This window comes from Bradyrhizobium sp. CCBAU 53340 (genome assembly GCF_015291645.1).
In the GTDB taxonomy this organism is placed as follows: domain Bacteria; phylum Pseudomonadota; class Alphaproteobacteria; order Rhizobiales; family Xanthobacteraceae; genus Bradyrhizobium.
Map to the genome: position 1 here is coordinate 6,027,508 of NZ_CP030055.1, position 14,796 is coordinate 6,042,303.

Sequence of the window (14,796 nt, forward strand, 5' to 3'; positions counted from 1 at the left end):
ATTCAGACATCGACTGGGCCATGCCGCGGGTAATGAGGGGTTAATCCCGGACGCCTGACACATGAGGCGAACGGCATCATCGTGATGAGCCGTTAGCGGCCCCAGCGATCCGACCAGATCTTCTCGCCGATCAGGCAGTTGACCCGCGGCTCCTTGTCCTTCTCGGCAACGTGCATCACCGGACGCTCGGGCGTGCGGCCGGCGACCTCCATCAGAAGCTTGGTACGGATCGCCTCCTTGAACTTCTCGCGATCCTTGATCGCGATCACGAAGGAGCCGGGGCCGCCCACGACGCAATCCTCGTAGTAGTAGTCGAGATTGTCGATATCCATGGTCGAATACGACGGTTCCTTCACCATGATCGGCAGGCCGTTGATGATGATGCCCTTCTCGAGCGCGGTGTCGCGCGCCACGGTGACCGGGCCGCCATTGTTGTTGGGACCGTCGCCGGAAATGTCGATGACGCGACGAAGCCCGTGATAGGGATCCTCATCGAACAGCGGCATCGCAAATCCGATCGCACCCGAGATCGAGGTGCGCGAGGCGCGACGGATCGGCGTCTTCAGGATCTCGGCCGCAACCGCATCCGCCGTCTCCGGCCCGTCGATGAGCCGCCAGGGGATGATGATCTTCTGATCGCTGGACGCGGCCCATTCGAAATAGGTCACCGCGATCCTGCCATTGGGGCCGACCTTCAGCGCCTGCAAGAACTCCTTCGACTGGATCGCCTGCGCGTAGCCCTCGCGCTGGATCGCGAGCTCATCCATATCCATGGAGTAGGAGACGTCGACCGCGAGGATCAGTTCGATATCGACCGACTGCGCATCGCCGTCGGCCACCAGTCGCTGCTGTCTTGACGGTTCGAAGTTCGGCGATTCAAATTTAGGACCTGGCGCCGCAATGCCCGCAACGTCCCCTCCGGCAAGTATGCCGGCCGTCAACATAGCCCCGATCGAGAACAGCAAGCGCATCGCGGCCTCCCGTCGTATGACGCGATGGTGACATGCAAACGTCCTGCCGCAAAGCGCGAAGATCGCTTGTGCTTCACATTCGAGTTAGAGTTTTCACGGGCCAGCGCGAAACCGCCGCCATGTCGCCACGCTTGCGCCGCCACGTGTTCGCGCCACGGGACAGCGCAGCCACCCCACTTGTTCCTTGCGATTTCCATGCTAGGCTTGCCGCACAGATGGGGATGGAGTCCCCCGACAACCGCCCGGTGGTCGAATGACCCTAGTGGGCTGATGGCTCCTGCTTGAGGCGAGGCAATCATTGGGCCTCTGCCTTTGGCGGGAGCGTGGACAAGCCCGCCAATGGCGGGTTTTTTGTTGCCCGAAAACGAGGGCCAAGGGGATGTCCAGGACGTGAAGGCCACGATGTGACGACCATACAGAATGCTGCCCGCCCCAAGCTGCCCAGGGGAATCTGGGTGCTCGGCTTCGTCTCGATGCTGATGGACATCTCTTCGGAGATGATCCATGCGCTGCTGCCGGTCTATCTCGTCACGGTGCTCGGCGCCTCCACGCTCACCGTCGGCTTCATCGAGGGCATCGCAGAGGCGACCGCCGCGATCACCAAGATCTTCTCCGGCGCCCTGTCGGACTGGCTCGGCCGCCGCAAGCTGCTCGCCGCCCTCGGCTATGGCCTCGCCGCCCTGACCAAGCCGTTATTCCCGCTCGCGCCCAGCGTCGGCTGGCTGGTGGCGGCGCGCTTCATCGATCGCGTCGGCAAAGGCATTCGCGGCGCACCGCGCGATGCGCTGATCGCCGATATCTCGCCGGCGGGTCTGCGCGGCGCGAGCTTTGGCCTGCGGCAGTCGCTCGACACGGTCGGCGCTTTCGTCGGACCGCTTGCCGCGATCGGCCTGATGTGGTGGACGTCAGATCATTTTGTCGCTGTGTTCTGGATGGCGGTCGCACCGGCATTCCTGTCCTTTGGACTGATCACGTTCGCGGTCGATGAGCCAGAGCCGGATCCGAGCCGGGATGTTGCGAAGAACCCGCTCAACACCGCGGCGATGCGACAGCTTGGACCCGTGTACTGGCGCATCGTGGCGGTCGGGGTCGTCTTCACGCTCGCCCGTTTCAGCGAAGCCTTTCTGATCCTGCGCGCCCAGAACATCGGCCTCAATGCGATGTGGGTTCCGGCGGTGCTGGTGCTGATGAACATCACCTACGCGCTCTCGGCCTATCCGGCCGGCGTGCTGTCGGACCGGATCAATCGCCCTGCCCTGCTCGCGCTCGGCCTCGTCGTTCTCGCCGGCGCCGATCTCGCTCTCGCACTGCTGCCGAATTTGATCGGCCTTGCGCTTGGTGTCGTGCTGTGGGGGCTGCATATGGGACTGACGCAAGGGTTGCTCTCGGCCCTTGTCGCAGATACTGCACCGTCGGCGCTACGCGGCACCGCGTTCGGCTATTTCAATCTGTTCACGGGCCTTGCGATGCTGGCCGCGAGCGTCATCGCCGGCGCGTTGTGGGACGCCTTTGGTCCGATGGGGACGTTCCTCGCTGGACTCGGCTTCACGCTGATCGCGCTGGTGGGACTGCTTGCCGTCAGCGACGGCTTGACGGCGGAGGACAAGGGATGACGGGGAGCTGTTCGTCGTGCTGAGCGGAGTGATCGCAATCGTGGTCGGCAGCGCTTTGGGTGGCTGCGCCCGCTATTTCCTCTCCGGCGCGATCGCGCGGCGGCTGGGCGAGACCTTTCCCTGGGGCACCATGACCATCAACGTCACCGGCGCCTTCCTGATCGGTATCTTTGGCGCACTGGCGACCCATCCCGGCTCGGCGTTTGCCTCGCCCAATCCGTGGCTGTTCGCGGTGACGGGCTTCCTCGGCTGCTACACCACGGTGTCCTCGTTCAGCCTGCAAACGCTGACCCTGGCGCGCGGCGGCGAGCCGGTGCACGCAATCGGCAATGTCGTCCTCTCGGTCGGACTGTGCCTTGCGGCCGTGAGTTGCGGCTTCCTCCTCGCGGACAGTCTGGGAGGCTAGCGGCAGATGAAGCCCTCCGCTGCCGCTGCCGACCGCTGGCGCACGGCGATGCTCTACGCCTGGGTTTCCGCCGGTAGCATCGTCGGCGGGCTGACGCGCTATCTGGTCGGGCTCGTGCTCGATACAGGTTCTGGCTTTCCCTTCGCGACGCTGTTCATCAACGCGACGGGTTCGCTCATCATCGGCTTCTATGCGACGTTGACCGGCCCCGACGGCCGCGTGCTGGCCCGCCCTGAGCATCGGCAGTTCGTGATGACCGGATTCTGCGGCGGCTACACCACCTTCTCGACCTTCAGCCTCGAGACCTTCCGGCTGTTCCACGGCGGCATGAAATACACCGCACTCGGCTACGTCGCGGCATCCGTCGTCTGCTGGCTGGTGTCCGTGTGGACAGGGCATATGATCGCGAGCCGCTACAACCGCTTGACCAGGAGCTGATCATGCAAATCCCCAATCAGGCAGTTTCGCTGCGGATCTTCATCGGCGAGAGCGACCATTATGGCGCCAAGCCGCTCTATGAAGCCATCGTGCTGGCCGCTCGCGAGCGACATCTCGCCGGCGCCACCGTGCTGCGTGGCCCGATGGGGTTCGGCAAGTCCAGCCGGCTGCACACCTCGAAAATCCTGCGGCTCTCGGAAGACCTGCCGCTCCTGATCGAGATCGTCGACAGCGAAGACAACATCAACGCATTCCTGCCCATCCTGGACGGCATGATGTCGAGCGGCCTGATCACCTTGGAGAAGGTCCAGGTCCTGCAATATGGTACCAAGGCCCCGGGCTGATCGCTCGGGCCGAGGAACACGAGCCCGCCGTGTCCGGGAGGCGGAATGAGCGACACCGTTACCAAGCCGAAAACCAGGACGAAGACCAAGGTCGAGCGGCCGAAGCTGCACAAGGTCATCCTGATCAACGACGACTACACGCCACGTGAGTTCGTCACCATGGTGCTCAAGGCCGAATTCCGCATGACCGAGGATCAGGCCTACAAGGTCATGATCACCGCGCACAAGCTCGGGGCCTGTGTCGTCGCCGTCTTCACCAAGGACGTCGCCGAGACCAAGGCCACCCGCGCCACCGATGCCGGCCGCGCCAAGGGCTATCCGCTGCTGTTCACGACCGAGCCGGAGGAATAGGCGCTAGCTCCGGCGGGCGCGAGCCGCCTTGCGCGAACTGCTCACCGGCGGACGCTCCTGAACATGGGTCCAGAACGCTTCTGCGGCCGGCGTCAGTCGCGACCTCGGGCGGAACACCCGGATCTCGATCGGGATCTCCCACTCCTGTCCGCCGGCTTTCACCAGCTCGCCGGAGGCGAGTTGATCGGCAATCAGGCTTTGCGGCAGCCAGGCCATGCCGCGGCCAGCCTGGACCATGGTGACGAGAAGCTTTGCAAGATGCGAGGTGAATGCCGGCTTGAGCTTCGCCTTGAGCGGCGAAGTCGCGCGGACGGCCTCGAGGATCGTTCCCATGCCTGACTCGGAGCGGTAGCTCAGGAACTGCACTGGCGCGGCCGCCGTTCCTGGCAGCCTGAAGCGCGGCGCCTTGCTTGATCTGGAGACCGGCACAGACGCCGGAATCAGGCAATCATCGCCGACATGGGCCGAGCGGAATTGCGACGTCGTCAGCGCAGTGACCACGGAAGGATGATGGTGGCAGAGCAGGAAATGCACCTCGCCCGCCAGCAGCATGCGCTCGCAGGCTTCCATGTGGTTGGCGACAAGCTGGACGTTCGGCACGAATGACAGCGTCGCCTCGACCTGGCGCAGCCAGTCCGGAAAGAATGTCAGCGACAGCGCGTTGGTCGATGCGAATTTCAGCACGTCGGATGAACCGCGCGCCAGTTCCTGGGCTTCCAGGCGGCCGGCGGACAGGCGGCGGATGATATCCTCCGCGGTGAGGCGAAACGCATCGCCTGCAGCCGTCAGGCTCACCGCGTGCGTCGTGCGCTCGAACAGCGCGGCGCCCGCCCAGATTTCCAGCGCCTTGATCCTGCGGCTCAGCGCGGGCTGCGATGAATTCCGTTGTTCGGCTGCGCGCGAAAAGCTGCGCGTTGACGCCACCGCGATGAAATCGTGCAGCCAGTTGATCTCCATGCCATCCGCCCTGCTTATGCAAATTCTGCATAATAATATCATGAGGTGACATTGGATTTCCACCGGCCCGGCCTGCACCCTCGACGAAAGTCAAATTCCTCTCTGGGGAGGCCTGATGTCAGGGCGCACGCTCTACGACAAACTGATCGACGCGCATGTGGTTCGCAAGCTCGACGATGACGGGCTGGTGCTGCTCTATGTCGATCGCACCGTGCTCAACGAATACACAAGCCCGCAGGCCTTTGCGGGTTTACGCGCAGCGGGGCGGAAAGTGTGGAATCCCTCCGCCGCCCTGATGGTGGTCGACCACGTCAATCCGACCGCGGCCCGTCGCACGCGGCAGATGCCGGATGCCGACGCCGCGCGGCAGGTCGACTATTTCGCCGACAACGCGCGCGATTTCGGCATCGAATATTTCGACGTCCTTGATCCGCGCCAGGGCATCGAACATGTCGTCGCCCCCGAACAGGGACTGGTGATGCCGGGCATGGTGATCGCTGCCGGCGACAGCCACACCACGGCCTACGGTGCCTTCGGCGCGCTCGGCTACGGCATCGGCACCTCCGACATCGAGCATTATCTGGCGACCTCAACGGTGCGTTACCGCCGGCTGAAGGCGATGCGCATCAACGTGACCGGACGCCCGCCGCTCGGGGTGACGCCGAAGGACATCGTCATGGAGATCATCCGGCGCATCGGCGCCGATGGCGCCACCGGCTATGCGGTGGAGTTCGCTGGCCCTGCCATCACCGAGATGAGCGTCGAGGGACGCATCGTGATGTCGATCATGATCGTCGAGGCCGGCGCGCGCGGCGTCGTCATCGCGCCCGACCAGAAGGTGCTCGACTATCTCAAGGGCCGCCCCCGCGCGCCCAAGGACGAAATGTGGGATCGCGCCACCAAAGCCTGGTTGCAGCTTCGCTCGGATCCCGATGCCTGTTTCGACCGGGAGATGACGATCGATGCCGGCGACGTGGCACCTCTAGTGACATGGGGCACGAGCCCGGACCAGGCGATTGCCGTGACCGGTTGTGTCCCCAATCCCGACAGCCATGCCGCCACGCGCGCCCTCGCCTATATGGGCCTGACGCCGGGAATGTCGATCCAATCGGTGCCGATCGACCTCGCCTTCATCGGCTCCTGCACCAACTCGCGCATCGAGGATCTGCGCGACGCGGCCAAGATCTTCCGAGGCCGTCGTGTTGCATCGGGCGTTCGCGCCATCGTCGTTCCCGGATCGACCCAGGTCCGCGTCCAGGCCGAGGCAGAGGGGATCGCGCAGATCCTGATCGATGCCGGCGTGGAGTGGCGACAGTCCGGCTGCTCGATGTGCCTTGCGATGAACGACGATGTTCTTGCGCCCGGCCAGCGCTCGGCCTCCTCGACCAACCGCAATTTCGAGGGCCGCCAGGGGCCCGGCGCACGCACGCATCTGATGAGCCCGGCGATGGTCGCGGCCGCTGCCGTCACGGGCCACATCACCGACGTGCGCGATCTGATCGGAGAATATCTGCCATGACGCCATTCCATCGTGTCTCCGGCGCCGCGGCGCCGATGATGACGCCCAATATCGACACCGACGTGATCATGCCGAAGATGTTCCTGAAGGGCGTCGATCGCAGCGGCCTCGGCGAAGGCGCCTTCAACCTGCTCCGCTTCACTGCAGGCAAGCCGAATCCCGATTTCGTGCTGAACAGAGAGGGCTATCGCAACGCCTGTTTTCTCGTCGTCGGGCCGAATTTCGGTTGCGGGTCGAGCCGCGAACATGCCGTCTGGGGACTTCAGCAGCTCGGCATCCGCGCCCTGATCGGCACCACCTTCGCCGGGATTTTCAACGACAATTGCGCCAATAACGGCCTGCTGACGATCGGCCTCGATGCCGCAACCGTCGGCCCCCTCGCCGGCATCGTCGCAAGCCCAGCCAGCAACCGCCTCACCATCGATCTCGAAGCGCAAACAATCCGCATCGAAGGCGGCGGCACGATCCCGTTCGCGATCGAGCCGGCGCGGAAAGAGGCGTTCCTCACCGGCCGCGACGCCATCAGCTCGACGCTGGCCTTTGCCGACGACATCCGCGCCTTCGAGGCGCGGCACCGGGCGGACAATCCCTGGTTCTAAGGACGCGCAAGCAAGCAAAAGCACGAAACGACAAAGGGAGGTATTCTTGACCGACACGACCATGAAGCTCGCGGACACCACGCAGCCATCCGCACTCGCAGCACTGAAAATCGGCCCGCTGCCGATCACCGTCTACGTTCCCGCAGCACTCGTCTGTACGGCCGCGGTCTATTCCGGAAAGCTGCCGAATGATGTGATCGGCGGGCTGTCGGTGCTGATGCTGCTCGGCTTCCTGCTCGGCAAGCTCGGCCAGACCATCCCGGTGGTGAATCGGATCGGCGGCACGGCGATCATGTGCCTGTTCGTGCCGGCCGCACTGGTCGCCTACGGCCTGATGCCGGAGACGGCGCTGAAGGCGATCACGACGACGTTTCGCACCGCCAATTTCCAGTATTTCTTCATCGCCTGCCTGGTCGCGGGCTCGATCCTCGGCATGCCCCATCGCGTCCTGGTGCAGGGATTCATCAGGATGTTCGTGCCGCTGTTGATCGGCACGCTCAGCGCCATCGCGATCGGCGTCACGGTCGGGCTGCTGTTCGGCCACAGCCCGAAGGAGACGTTCTTCTTCGTGATCATCCCGATCATCGGCGGCGGCCTCGCCGAGGGCGTGCTGCCGCTGTCGATCGCCTACGCCGAAATGCTGCACCGGCCGCAAGGAGAGCTGGTCGTGCAGATGGTGCCGGCAGCGCTGCTCGGCAACGTCGTTGCCATCGTCGCGGCCGGACTTCTTGCCCGTCTCGGCGAAAAACGGCGCGACCTCAGCGGCCAGGGCATGCTGGTGAAGTCTGGCGATGACGACATTCTCGGCCCGACGCAATCGGATCACCCGATTGAGTTCGGCCTGCTCGGTGCCGGCATCGTGCTGTCCTGCGTGCTGTTCGTGCTCGGCATGGTGCTCGCGCCCACTACCGGCATTCCCGGCCCGATCCTGATGATCATCGCCGCGGTCGCGCTCAAGCTGACAAAGCTGCTGCCGGCCGAGATGGAGCTCGGCGCCTACCAGATCAACAAATTCATGTCGACCAACCTCACCTTCGCGATCCTGGTGGCGATGGGAGCGTTGCTGGTGTCATGGCAGCAGCTCGTCGCCTCGTTCAATCCGGGCTACATCGCGATCTGCACGACGACGGTGCTGGCGATGGTCGCCTCCGGCTTCTTCGTCGGCAAATGGCTTAACATGTATCCGGTCGAGGCGGCGATCGTCACCGCCTGCCATTCCGGGCTCGGCGGCACCGGCGACGTCGCCATCCTCGGCGCTGCGGACCGTATGGGCCTGATGGCCTTCGCCCAGATCGCAACCCGCGTCGGCGGCGCCATCATGATCGTGATCGCGACGCTGGCGATGAAGGTTGCGTATTGACTCTCGCGGTCGGCAGCCGGCGTTCTCCGCAACGCCGGCTACGTTACTTCAATTTTGCAAAGACCTTACTGAACTCCGGCAGCCTCAGTCTTTGTTTCTCCTTCCGGTATTCAGCTTCATTGAAGGGTCCGCTCACGGAGACCCGGACCGCAACGTCCCATTCATTTTCTTTTCGCGAGATATAATAGAACTCCGTGACCGAGCGGTCTGGTTGCTTTCCCCATTTCCAAGGATGGCGCGCGAACACGATGTAATGGGCGTTCGCGCCGGCTTGAAAGACCGTGGGCTCCGGAAGGCCATCGCCAACGCAAGTCCCATCCGTCCCGACGGAACGGCAAAGCGTCATGTTCTCATCCGTGTCGATGGCGACAAGGCGATAGGGTCCGTCAATCGCTTCGTCCTGAACGAAGCCGCAGGCAGGCAGACACAGCAAGAGTGCCAAGCAAGCCCACCGTCTCACGTGTGGGATCATGGCTCGGCTTTCACGCCATCACTACCGGCGTCTCCTCGGCGAGCCCGAACACGCGCTGCGCCTTGGAGAATCCCGCGATCGGAAAATCGCCGAGGTCGCGCCAATCGTGATGGCAGACGTTTGCGAAAACCTCCGAGGCGACGACGGTCCGCCCCAGGCGCCCCGCGATCTTCTCCATCCGCGCCGCGAGATTGACGGCCGGCCCTATGCAGGTGAAGTCGAGGCGGTTGCCGCCGCCAATATTGCCGTAGAGGATGTTGCCGACATGCAGCGCGACGCCGAAGCGGAAGCGCTCGACGACATCGCCGACCGGGTGCGCCAGCGCCTCGACGCTGGCACGGGATTCGCGCGCCGCTTCCAGCACGCGTGAACAGACATGGGCGGCATCACCGACATATTCGTCGATCGGGAACACCGCGAGCAGGCCATCGCCCATGAATTTCAGGACCTCGCCGCCATGGCCGCGGATCGCGGTGACCTGACAGTCGAAATAGCGGTTGAGGATATCGACCACCATCTCGGCCGGCAGCCGGTCGGACAACGCGGTGAAGCCGCGCAGGTCCGACAGCCAGATCGCGGCCTGCATCGTGTCGTTGTGGCCGCGGCGGATCTGGCCGGCGAGGATGCGCTCGCCGGCGCGATTTCCCACATAGGTGTCCAGCAGTGTCGCAGCGGTGCGGCGCAGGGTGACGATTTCGCTGACGCGCGCGAGCGGCGCCACGATGGAGCGGATCGTCGCAATGTCGTCTTCGCTGAAGCCGCCGGGATGCCGGGTGGTCCAGCTGATGGCATGGATCGAACCGTCGAGAAACCGCATCGGCGTCGCGATGTAGTCGGTGACGCCCTCGGCACGCATGTCGTCCAGGAACGGAAAGCGTTTGCTGTCGGGGTCATCCATGCGCCCCCTCACCTCTAGCCCCTCCTCGAACACGATCCGAAGCGGGCTCCGGGCAAATTCAGGCGTGGCGAGAATCTCGAAATCGACGGTGCCGATCTCGACTTCCTCGCCCTGCCGCCAGATGAAATTGCGGCCGTAGATCTCGGGATGCAGGGTGCGGATAAAGACACCGAACCGCCACAGCGGCAGTCCGGCCGCAACCAGATGCTCACAGGCGTCTGCAATCATCTCGGCCGGGCCCCGTGACGACCTGGCGCCGTCGATCAGCCAATTGATGATGCGCTGGAGCTCGGAGCTTTCCATGGCCGCATTTGCCGACGAAGTTGTGGGATCGTCAAGCTGCGCGGTGGGCTGGTACCGCGACGCTGGGCGTACTCACCTCTCCCCGACGGGGAGAGGTGAAGAACTCAGCGTCCGACCTGCCCGCGGTCCCGCAGGAAGTGGTCGGCGAGCACGCAGGCCATCATGGCTTCGCCGACGGGGACAGCGCGGATGCCGACGCAGGGGTCGTGGCGGCCTTTTGTCATGATCTCGGTGTCGGCGCCCTGGCGATCGACGGTGAGGCGCGGCTGCAGGATCGACGACGTCGGCTTCACCGCGAAACGCACCACCACCGGCTGTCCGGTGGAGATGCCGCCCAGAATGCCGCCGGCGTGATTGGACAGGAAGCGCGTGCCGTCATTGCCGGTGCGCATCTCGTCGGCATTCTCTTCGCCGGTGAGCTCGGCGGCGCCAAAGCCGGCGCCGATCTCGACGCCCTTCACGGCGTTGATGGTCATCATCGCACCCGCCAGATCGGAATCGAGCTTGGCGTAGATCGGCGCGCCGAGGCCCGCCGGCACGCCTTCGGCGACGATCTCGAGTACCGCGCCGATCGAGGAGCCGCTCTTGCGGATGCCGTCGAGATAGGTCTCGAAAAACGCGGCCTTGTCCTTGTCCGGGCAGAAGAACGGGTTCTTGGCGATCTCGTCCCAGTCCCACTTCCCGCGGTCGATCTTGTGCGGCCCCATCTGCACCAGCGCGCCGCGCACCTTCACATCGGGCAGCACCTTTCGCGCAATCGCACCGGCGGCAACGCGCATCGCGGTCTCACGCGCAGACGAGCGGCCGCCACCACGATAGTCGCGCAGGCCATACTTCGCTTCATAGGTGAAGTCGGCATGGCCGGGACGAAACTTGTCCTTGATCTCGGAATAGTCCTTCGAACGCTGGTCGGTGTTCTCGATCAGGAGTCCGATCGGGGTGCCCGTCGTCACCTGCACCCCCGTCTCCGGATGCGCCATCACGCCGGACAGGATCTTGACCTGGTCCGGCTCCTGGCGCTGGGTGGTGAAGCGCGACTGGCCCGGCTTGCGGCGATCGAGGTCCCGCTGGATGTCGGCCTCGGTGAGCGGGATCATCGGTGGGCAGCCGTCGACCACGCAGCCGATCGCCACCCCGTGGCTCTCGCCAAAGGTGGTGACGCGGAACATGTGGCCGAAGGTGTTGAAGGACATCAGTCTCTAGCTCGTAGGTCAGTTCTGGCTTTTGTCGTAACGCGCCCTGAAATGAGCGTCAAATACCCGCCAAGCTCGTCATGGCCGGGCTTGTCCCGGCCATCCACGTTCCTGGTCACCGCAGGCAAGAAAGTCCGTGGATGCCCGGGACAAGCCCGGGCATGACGGCGGGAGGGCGGACGATGAGCCGGGCCTAACTATATTTATCCAGCCGGCCGTCGCGAAACACATAGACCGCGCCCTGCTCGATATAGAGCTCGGCGGCGCTTACAGGCGTTTCCAGGCCGAGCGAAACCATCAGCGCCCGGCAGGTCCCGCCATGGGCAACCGCGACGGTGTCGGCCTTGAGCTCGTCGTACCAGGCGCGCACGCGGACCTGCACGTCGGCGTAAGTCTCCCCGCCCGAGGGGCCCACCTTCCATTTGTCGGCGAGACGCCTGGCATAGATCTCTGGATCTCTCGCCTCGCTTTCGGCCAACGTCAGCCCTTCCCAGACGCCGTAGCCGATCTCGCGCAGGCGGTCGTCCAGCGCATAGTCGGTCACAGGCAATTCGAGCTTGCCGCGTGCCAGTTCCATGGTCTGCCGCGCGCGGCCGAGCGGGCTCGACACATAGGCCAGCGCCGCCCGATCGCGGCCGTCGCGCCTGAGGAGATCGGCCAGAATGAGGCCTGCCTGCACGGCCTGGTCACGGCCGCGCGCATTCAGCGGAATGTCCCTGGTGCCCTGAAGCCTGCCGAGCGCATTCCACTCGGTCTCGCCGTGGCGAAGATAATAGATCGTGGGCACGGCCATTTCGGGTGGTGATCAGTCCTTCGGCGCCGCGCCCGATGCCTCGGGCCGGCCCATTCCCAGCACGTTGTAACCGGAGTCGACGTGATGGATCTCGCCGGTGACGCCGCGCGACATGTCGGACAGGAAATACACCGCGCTGTCGCCGACCTCCTCGATCGTGACGTTGCGCCGCAGCGGTGCGTTGATCTCGTTGTATTTCAGCAGCAGGCGGGAATCAGAGATGCCGGCGAAGGCAAGCGTCTTGATCGGCCCTGCCGAGATCGCATTGACGCGGATCGCCTTCTCGCCGAGGTCGGCGGCAAGATAGCGCACGCTCGCTTCAAGCGCGGCCTTCGCCACGCCCATCACGTTGTAGCGCGGCATCCACTTCTCGGCGCCGTAATAGCTGAGCGTGAGGATCGATCCGCCGTCGGTCATCAGCTTCTCGGCGCGCTGTGCGAGCGCGGTGAGCGAATAGCAGGAGATCAGCATCGACTTGGAGAAGTTTTCCGCCGTCGTGTCGACGTAGCGGCCGTCGAGCTGCTCGCCATAGGCGATCGCGTGCACGACGAAATCGATCTTGCCCCACTTCTCCTTGAGGGCATCGAACGCAGCGTCGATGGTCGCAGCGTCGGTGACGTCGCAATGACCGAGCACAAGCGCGCCGAGCTCGGCGGCCAGCGGCTCGACCCGCTTTTTCAGCGCATCGCCCTGATAGGTGAGCGCGATCTCGGCACCGGCCGCCTGGCATGCCTTGGCGATGCCCCAGGCGATCGAGCGGTTATTGGCAATGCCAAGGATGACCCCGCGCTTGCCCTGCATCAATCCTTGCATCAGACCTGAATTCTGCGCCATTTGCTAACGTCCTGTAGCTCTCGTTAAGGTCTGGAGGTACACCAGCCCTCCCCTGCGGTACAGTCCTAATACGCGGCGTTAACGCTGTTTCCGGCACCGGAATAGCCGTTCCATTCGGGTGTTATGATCGCTATGGGCGCTCGCGCCTGATGTGAAGGACGTCAAGACGGCAATGAGTGCGTTTCGCCAGAGCGTGGAAGCCATGATCCCGGCGTTGCGCCGCTACGCTCGCGCGCTGACGCGCGATGCGGACGCGGCCGACGATCTGGTGCAGGACACGCTGGTGCGCGCACTGCGTTCGGAGCGATTGTTTCTCGGAGGCGACGTCAGGAGCTGGCTCTATACGATCCTGACCAACCTCAACAAGAACCGGCGCCGCTCGCTGGCCAGGCGGCCGCAATTCATGCAGCTGACGGAGAACAACCCGGATGCCAGCGGGACGGAGGCTGAGGGACGCGACATCGAGAAGGCGCTCGCGACACTGGTCGAGGAGCAACGCTCGGTGCTGCTTTTGGTGATGCTGGAGGGCATGAGCTACCGCGAGGTCGCCGACATCCAGGGCGTGCCGATCGGCACCGTGATGTCGCGCCTGGCACGCGCCCGCGCCCACGTCAAAGCCTCGCTGGAGGGTGAGCGCCCCGCGCTCAGGCGGGTGAAATGATAGCAGTATTGATGCATCGCGCGGGCCGCCTCCCCTGCACGGAGAGAGAAGCAGCGCAATTGAACCGCGTCAGATATTTTAGGCCACAGAGCCAGAGACGACCGATATGAACGACCGCAATATTCCCGTGACCGAAGACGAATTGCACGCCTTTGTCGATGGCGAGCTGCCGGCCGAGCGCCGCGCCGATGTCGAGGCCTGGCTTGCCGCGCACCCCGAAGATGCCGAGCGGGTGCAATCCTGGCGTACCATGGCCGAGCTGCTGCATGCCCGGTACGACAGCGTCGCCCAGGAGCCGGTGCCGGCCCGGCTGGAGCTCGAGCGACTGGAGCGCCGTCCGCGGCAATGGCTCTACGGTGCGGTGGCGGCCACGCTGGTTGCCTTCGTCGCCGGCGGCACGGCCGGCTGGGTCGCGCATGGCGCCGCCAACGCGCCTTCGACCTTCCAGAGCTTTACCGAGGACGCGCTCGACGCTCACCGCCTTTATGTCGTCGAGGTCCGCCATCCGGTCGAAGTGCCCGGCAACGAGCGCGACCACCTCCAGGCCTGGCTGACCCGGCGCTGCGGCTGGACCGTGTTCGCCCCCAACCTGGAGGCGAGCGGGCTGAAGCTGGTCGGTGGCCGGCTGCTGCCGGGGCCGAGCGGGCCGGCCTCGTTCCTGATGTACGAGGGCGCCTCGGGCGAGCGCTATACGATCTACACCGCCAAGACCGAAACCGGCGAGACGCAGATGCGATACGCCAAGACGGACAAGGATGGAGCGCTGTTCTGGGCCGAGCGCGGCGTCGGCTACGTCGTCAGCGGTGGCGGCAGCGACCGTGACCGGCTGACCAAGGTGGCGCAGGCCGTGTACGACCAAGCCGAGAAAAACGGCGGCTAGGCAACCGCGCAAATGCGGTGCCTCGATTCCGTCATTGAAAATTTGGAATCAGGACATCGGCGCGTCTCATTATCGCACCGGATGCTCACGCGAAAATGAGCAGCGTTCGATCCGCCGATCGACGCGGGCGGCCTCGATTGGGGTTTTTGGTACCGCGCTGGTCCCCCTCTCGAGGCCGCACCTTTTTATCGGCTGTCCCGCCGG

Annotated in this window: 17 protein-coding genes and 1 riboswitch; of the genes, 10 read left to right on the top strand and 7 right to left on the bottom strand. The window is 64.5% G+C overall.

All coding sequences use genetic code 11. The features are described from left to right. Window positions 1-92 precede the first annotated feature (92 nt). A complete protein-coding gene (locus XH89_RS28435; protein ID WP_194463667.1) occupies window positions 93-971 on the bottom strand; it encodes a DUF1194 domain-containing protein in 879 nt (292 codons plus the stop codon). Window positions 972-1,179: 208 nt separating this feature from the next. Continuing rightward, window positions 1,180-1,258, top strand: a riboswitch (Fluoride riboswitch). A 117-nt stretch (window positions 1,259-1,375) separates the two neighbouring features. Here XH89_RS28435 and XH89_RS28440 point away from each other — a divergent pair. Genes XH89_RS28440 through clpS form a run of 5 tightly spaced genes read left to right on the top strand, consistent with a single transcriptional unit; the run spans window position 1,376 to window position 4,123 of the window. Further along, window positions 1,376-2,584 (top strand): MFS transporter, encoded by a 1,209-nt coding sequence (locus XH89_RS28440; RefSeq protein ID WP_246767640.1) that lies wholly within the window; start codon window positions 1,376-1,378, stop codon window positions 2,582-2,584. Window positions 2,585-2,600: 16 nt separating this feature from the next. Beyond that, a complete protein-coding gene (gene crcB / locus XH89_RS28445) occupies window positions 2,601-2,990 on the top strand; it encodes a fluoride efflux transporter CrcB (protein ID WP_371825180.1) in 390 nt (129 codons plus the stop codon). A 6-nt stretch (window positions 2,991-2,996) separates the two neighbouring features. Continuing rightward, the gene (crcB, locus tag XH89_RS28450) at window positions 2,997-3,428 is read left to right on the top strand and encodes a fluoride efflux transporter CrcB (RefSeq protein WP_194463668.1); all 432 of its coding nucleotides are present in this window, start codon (window positions 2,997-2,999) and stop codon (window positions 3,426-3,428) included. A 2-nt stretch (window positions 3,429-3,430) separates the two neighbouring features. Then, entirely contained in the window at window positions 3,431-3,772 is a 342-nt protein-coding gene (locus XH89_RS28455) for a DUF190 domain-containing protein (RefSeq protein ID WP_194463669.1), read from the top strand. 45 nt (window positions 3,773-3,817) lie between these two features. Next, entirely contained in the window at window positions 3,818-4,123 is a 306-nt protein-coding gene (gene clpS / locus XH89_RS28460) for an ATP-dependent Clp protease adapter ClpS (protein ID WP_194463670.1), read from the top strand. A 3-nt stretch (window positions 4,124-4,126) separates the two neighbouring features. On the opposite strand, the gene XH89_RS28465 is transcribed toward clpS, so the two are convergent. Then, window positions 4,127-5,080 carry a LysR family transcriptional regulator gene (locus XH89_RS28465; RefSeq protein ID WP_194463671.1) on the bottom strand — a complete coding sequence of 318 codons (954 nt, stop codon included), beginning with the start codon at window positions 5,078-5,080 and terminating at the stop codon, window positions 4,127-4,129. Between the two features lie 115 nt (window positions 5,081-5,195). On the opposite strand from XH89_RS28465, the gene leuC reads away from it, so the two are divergent. From leuC to XH89_RS28480, 3 genes are read left to right on the top strand one after another with little or no spacing between them, the layout of a single operon-like run. Beyond that, entirely contained in the window at window positions 5,196-6,599 is a 1,404-nt protein-coding gene (gene leuC / locus XH89_RS28470; RefSeq protein ID WP_194463672.1) for a 3-isopropylmalate dehydratase large subunit, read from the top strand. Further along, entirely contained in the window at window positions 6,596-7,198 is a 603-nt protein-coding gene (leuD, locus tag XH89_RS28475; RefSeq protein ID WP_194463673.1) for a 3-isopropylmalate dehydratase small subunit, read from the top strand. Before leuC ends, leuD begins: the two co-directional genes overlap by 4 nt. A gap of 46 nt (window positions 7,199-7,244) precedes the next feature. Continuing rightward, the gene (locus XH89_RS28480) at window positions 7,245-8,558 is read left to right on the top strand and encodes a 2-hydroxycarboxylate transporter family protein (protein WP_194463674.1); all 1,314 of its coding nucleotides are present in this window, start codon (window positions 7,245-7,247) and stop codon (window positions 8,556-8,558) included. 43 nt (window positions 8,559-8,601) lie between these two features. On the opposite strand, the gene XH89_RS28485 is transcribed toward XH89_RS28480, so the two are convergent. The 5 genes from XH89_RS28485 to fabI all read right to left on the bottom strand — a co-directional run bounded on the left by XH89_RS28485 (window position 8,602) and on the right by fabI (window position 13,051). Further along, window positions 8,602-9,000, bottom strand: coding sequence for a hypothetical protein (locus tag XH89_RS28485; protein WP_194463675.1), 399 nt, complete (start codon window positions 8,998-9,000; stop codon window positions 8,602-8,604). Between the two features lie 40 nt (window positions 9,001-9,040). After that, window positions 9,041-10,231, bottom strand: a complete 1,191-nt coding sequence (locus tag XH89_RS28490; protein WP_194463676.1) for an adenylate/guanylate cyclase domain-containing protein — start codon at window positions 10,229-10,231, stop codon at window positions 9,041-9,043. A gap of 104 nt (window positions 10,232-10,335) precedes the next feature. Further along, a complete protein-coding gene (gene aroC / locus XH89_RS28495) occupies window positions 10,336-11,424 on the bottom strand; it encodes a chorismate synthase (RefSeq protein ID WP_194463677.1) in 1,089 nt (362 codons plus the stop codon). 193 nt (window positions 11,425-11,617) lie between these two features. Further along, window positions 11,618-12,217, bottom strand: coding sequence for a histidine phosphatase family protein (locus XH89_RS28500; protein ID WP_194463678.1), 600 nt, complete (start codon window positions 12,215-12,217; stop codon window positions 11,618-11,620). A gap of 12 nt (window positions 12,218-12,229) precedes the next feature. After that, complete coding sequence (gene fabI / locus XH89_RS28505; protein WP_194463679.1) at window positions 12,230-13,051, bottom strand: enoyl-ACP reductase FabI; 822 nt, start codon at window positions 13,049-13,051, stop codon at window positions 12,230-12,232. A gap of 172 nt (window positions 13,052-13,223) precedes the next feature. On the opposite strand from fabI, the gene XH89_RS28510 reads away from it, so the two are divergent. Next, window positions 13,224-13,712, top strand: a complete 489-nt coding sequence (locus tag XH89_RS28510) for a sigma-70 family RNA polymerase sigma factor (protein ID WP_011085414.1) — start codon at window positions 13,224-13,226, stop codon at window positions 13,710-13,712. A gap of 106 nt (window positions 13,713-13,818) precedes the next feature. Beyond that, the gene (locus XH89_RS28515) at window positions 13,819-14,592 is read left to right on the top strand and encodes an anti-sigma factor (protein WP_194463680.1); all 774 of its coding nucleotides are present in this window, start codon (window positions 13,819-13,821) and stop codon (window positions 14,590-14,592) included. Window positions 14,593-14,796 lie beyond the last annotated feature (204 nt).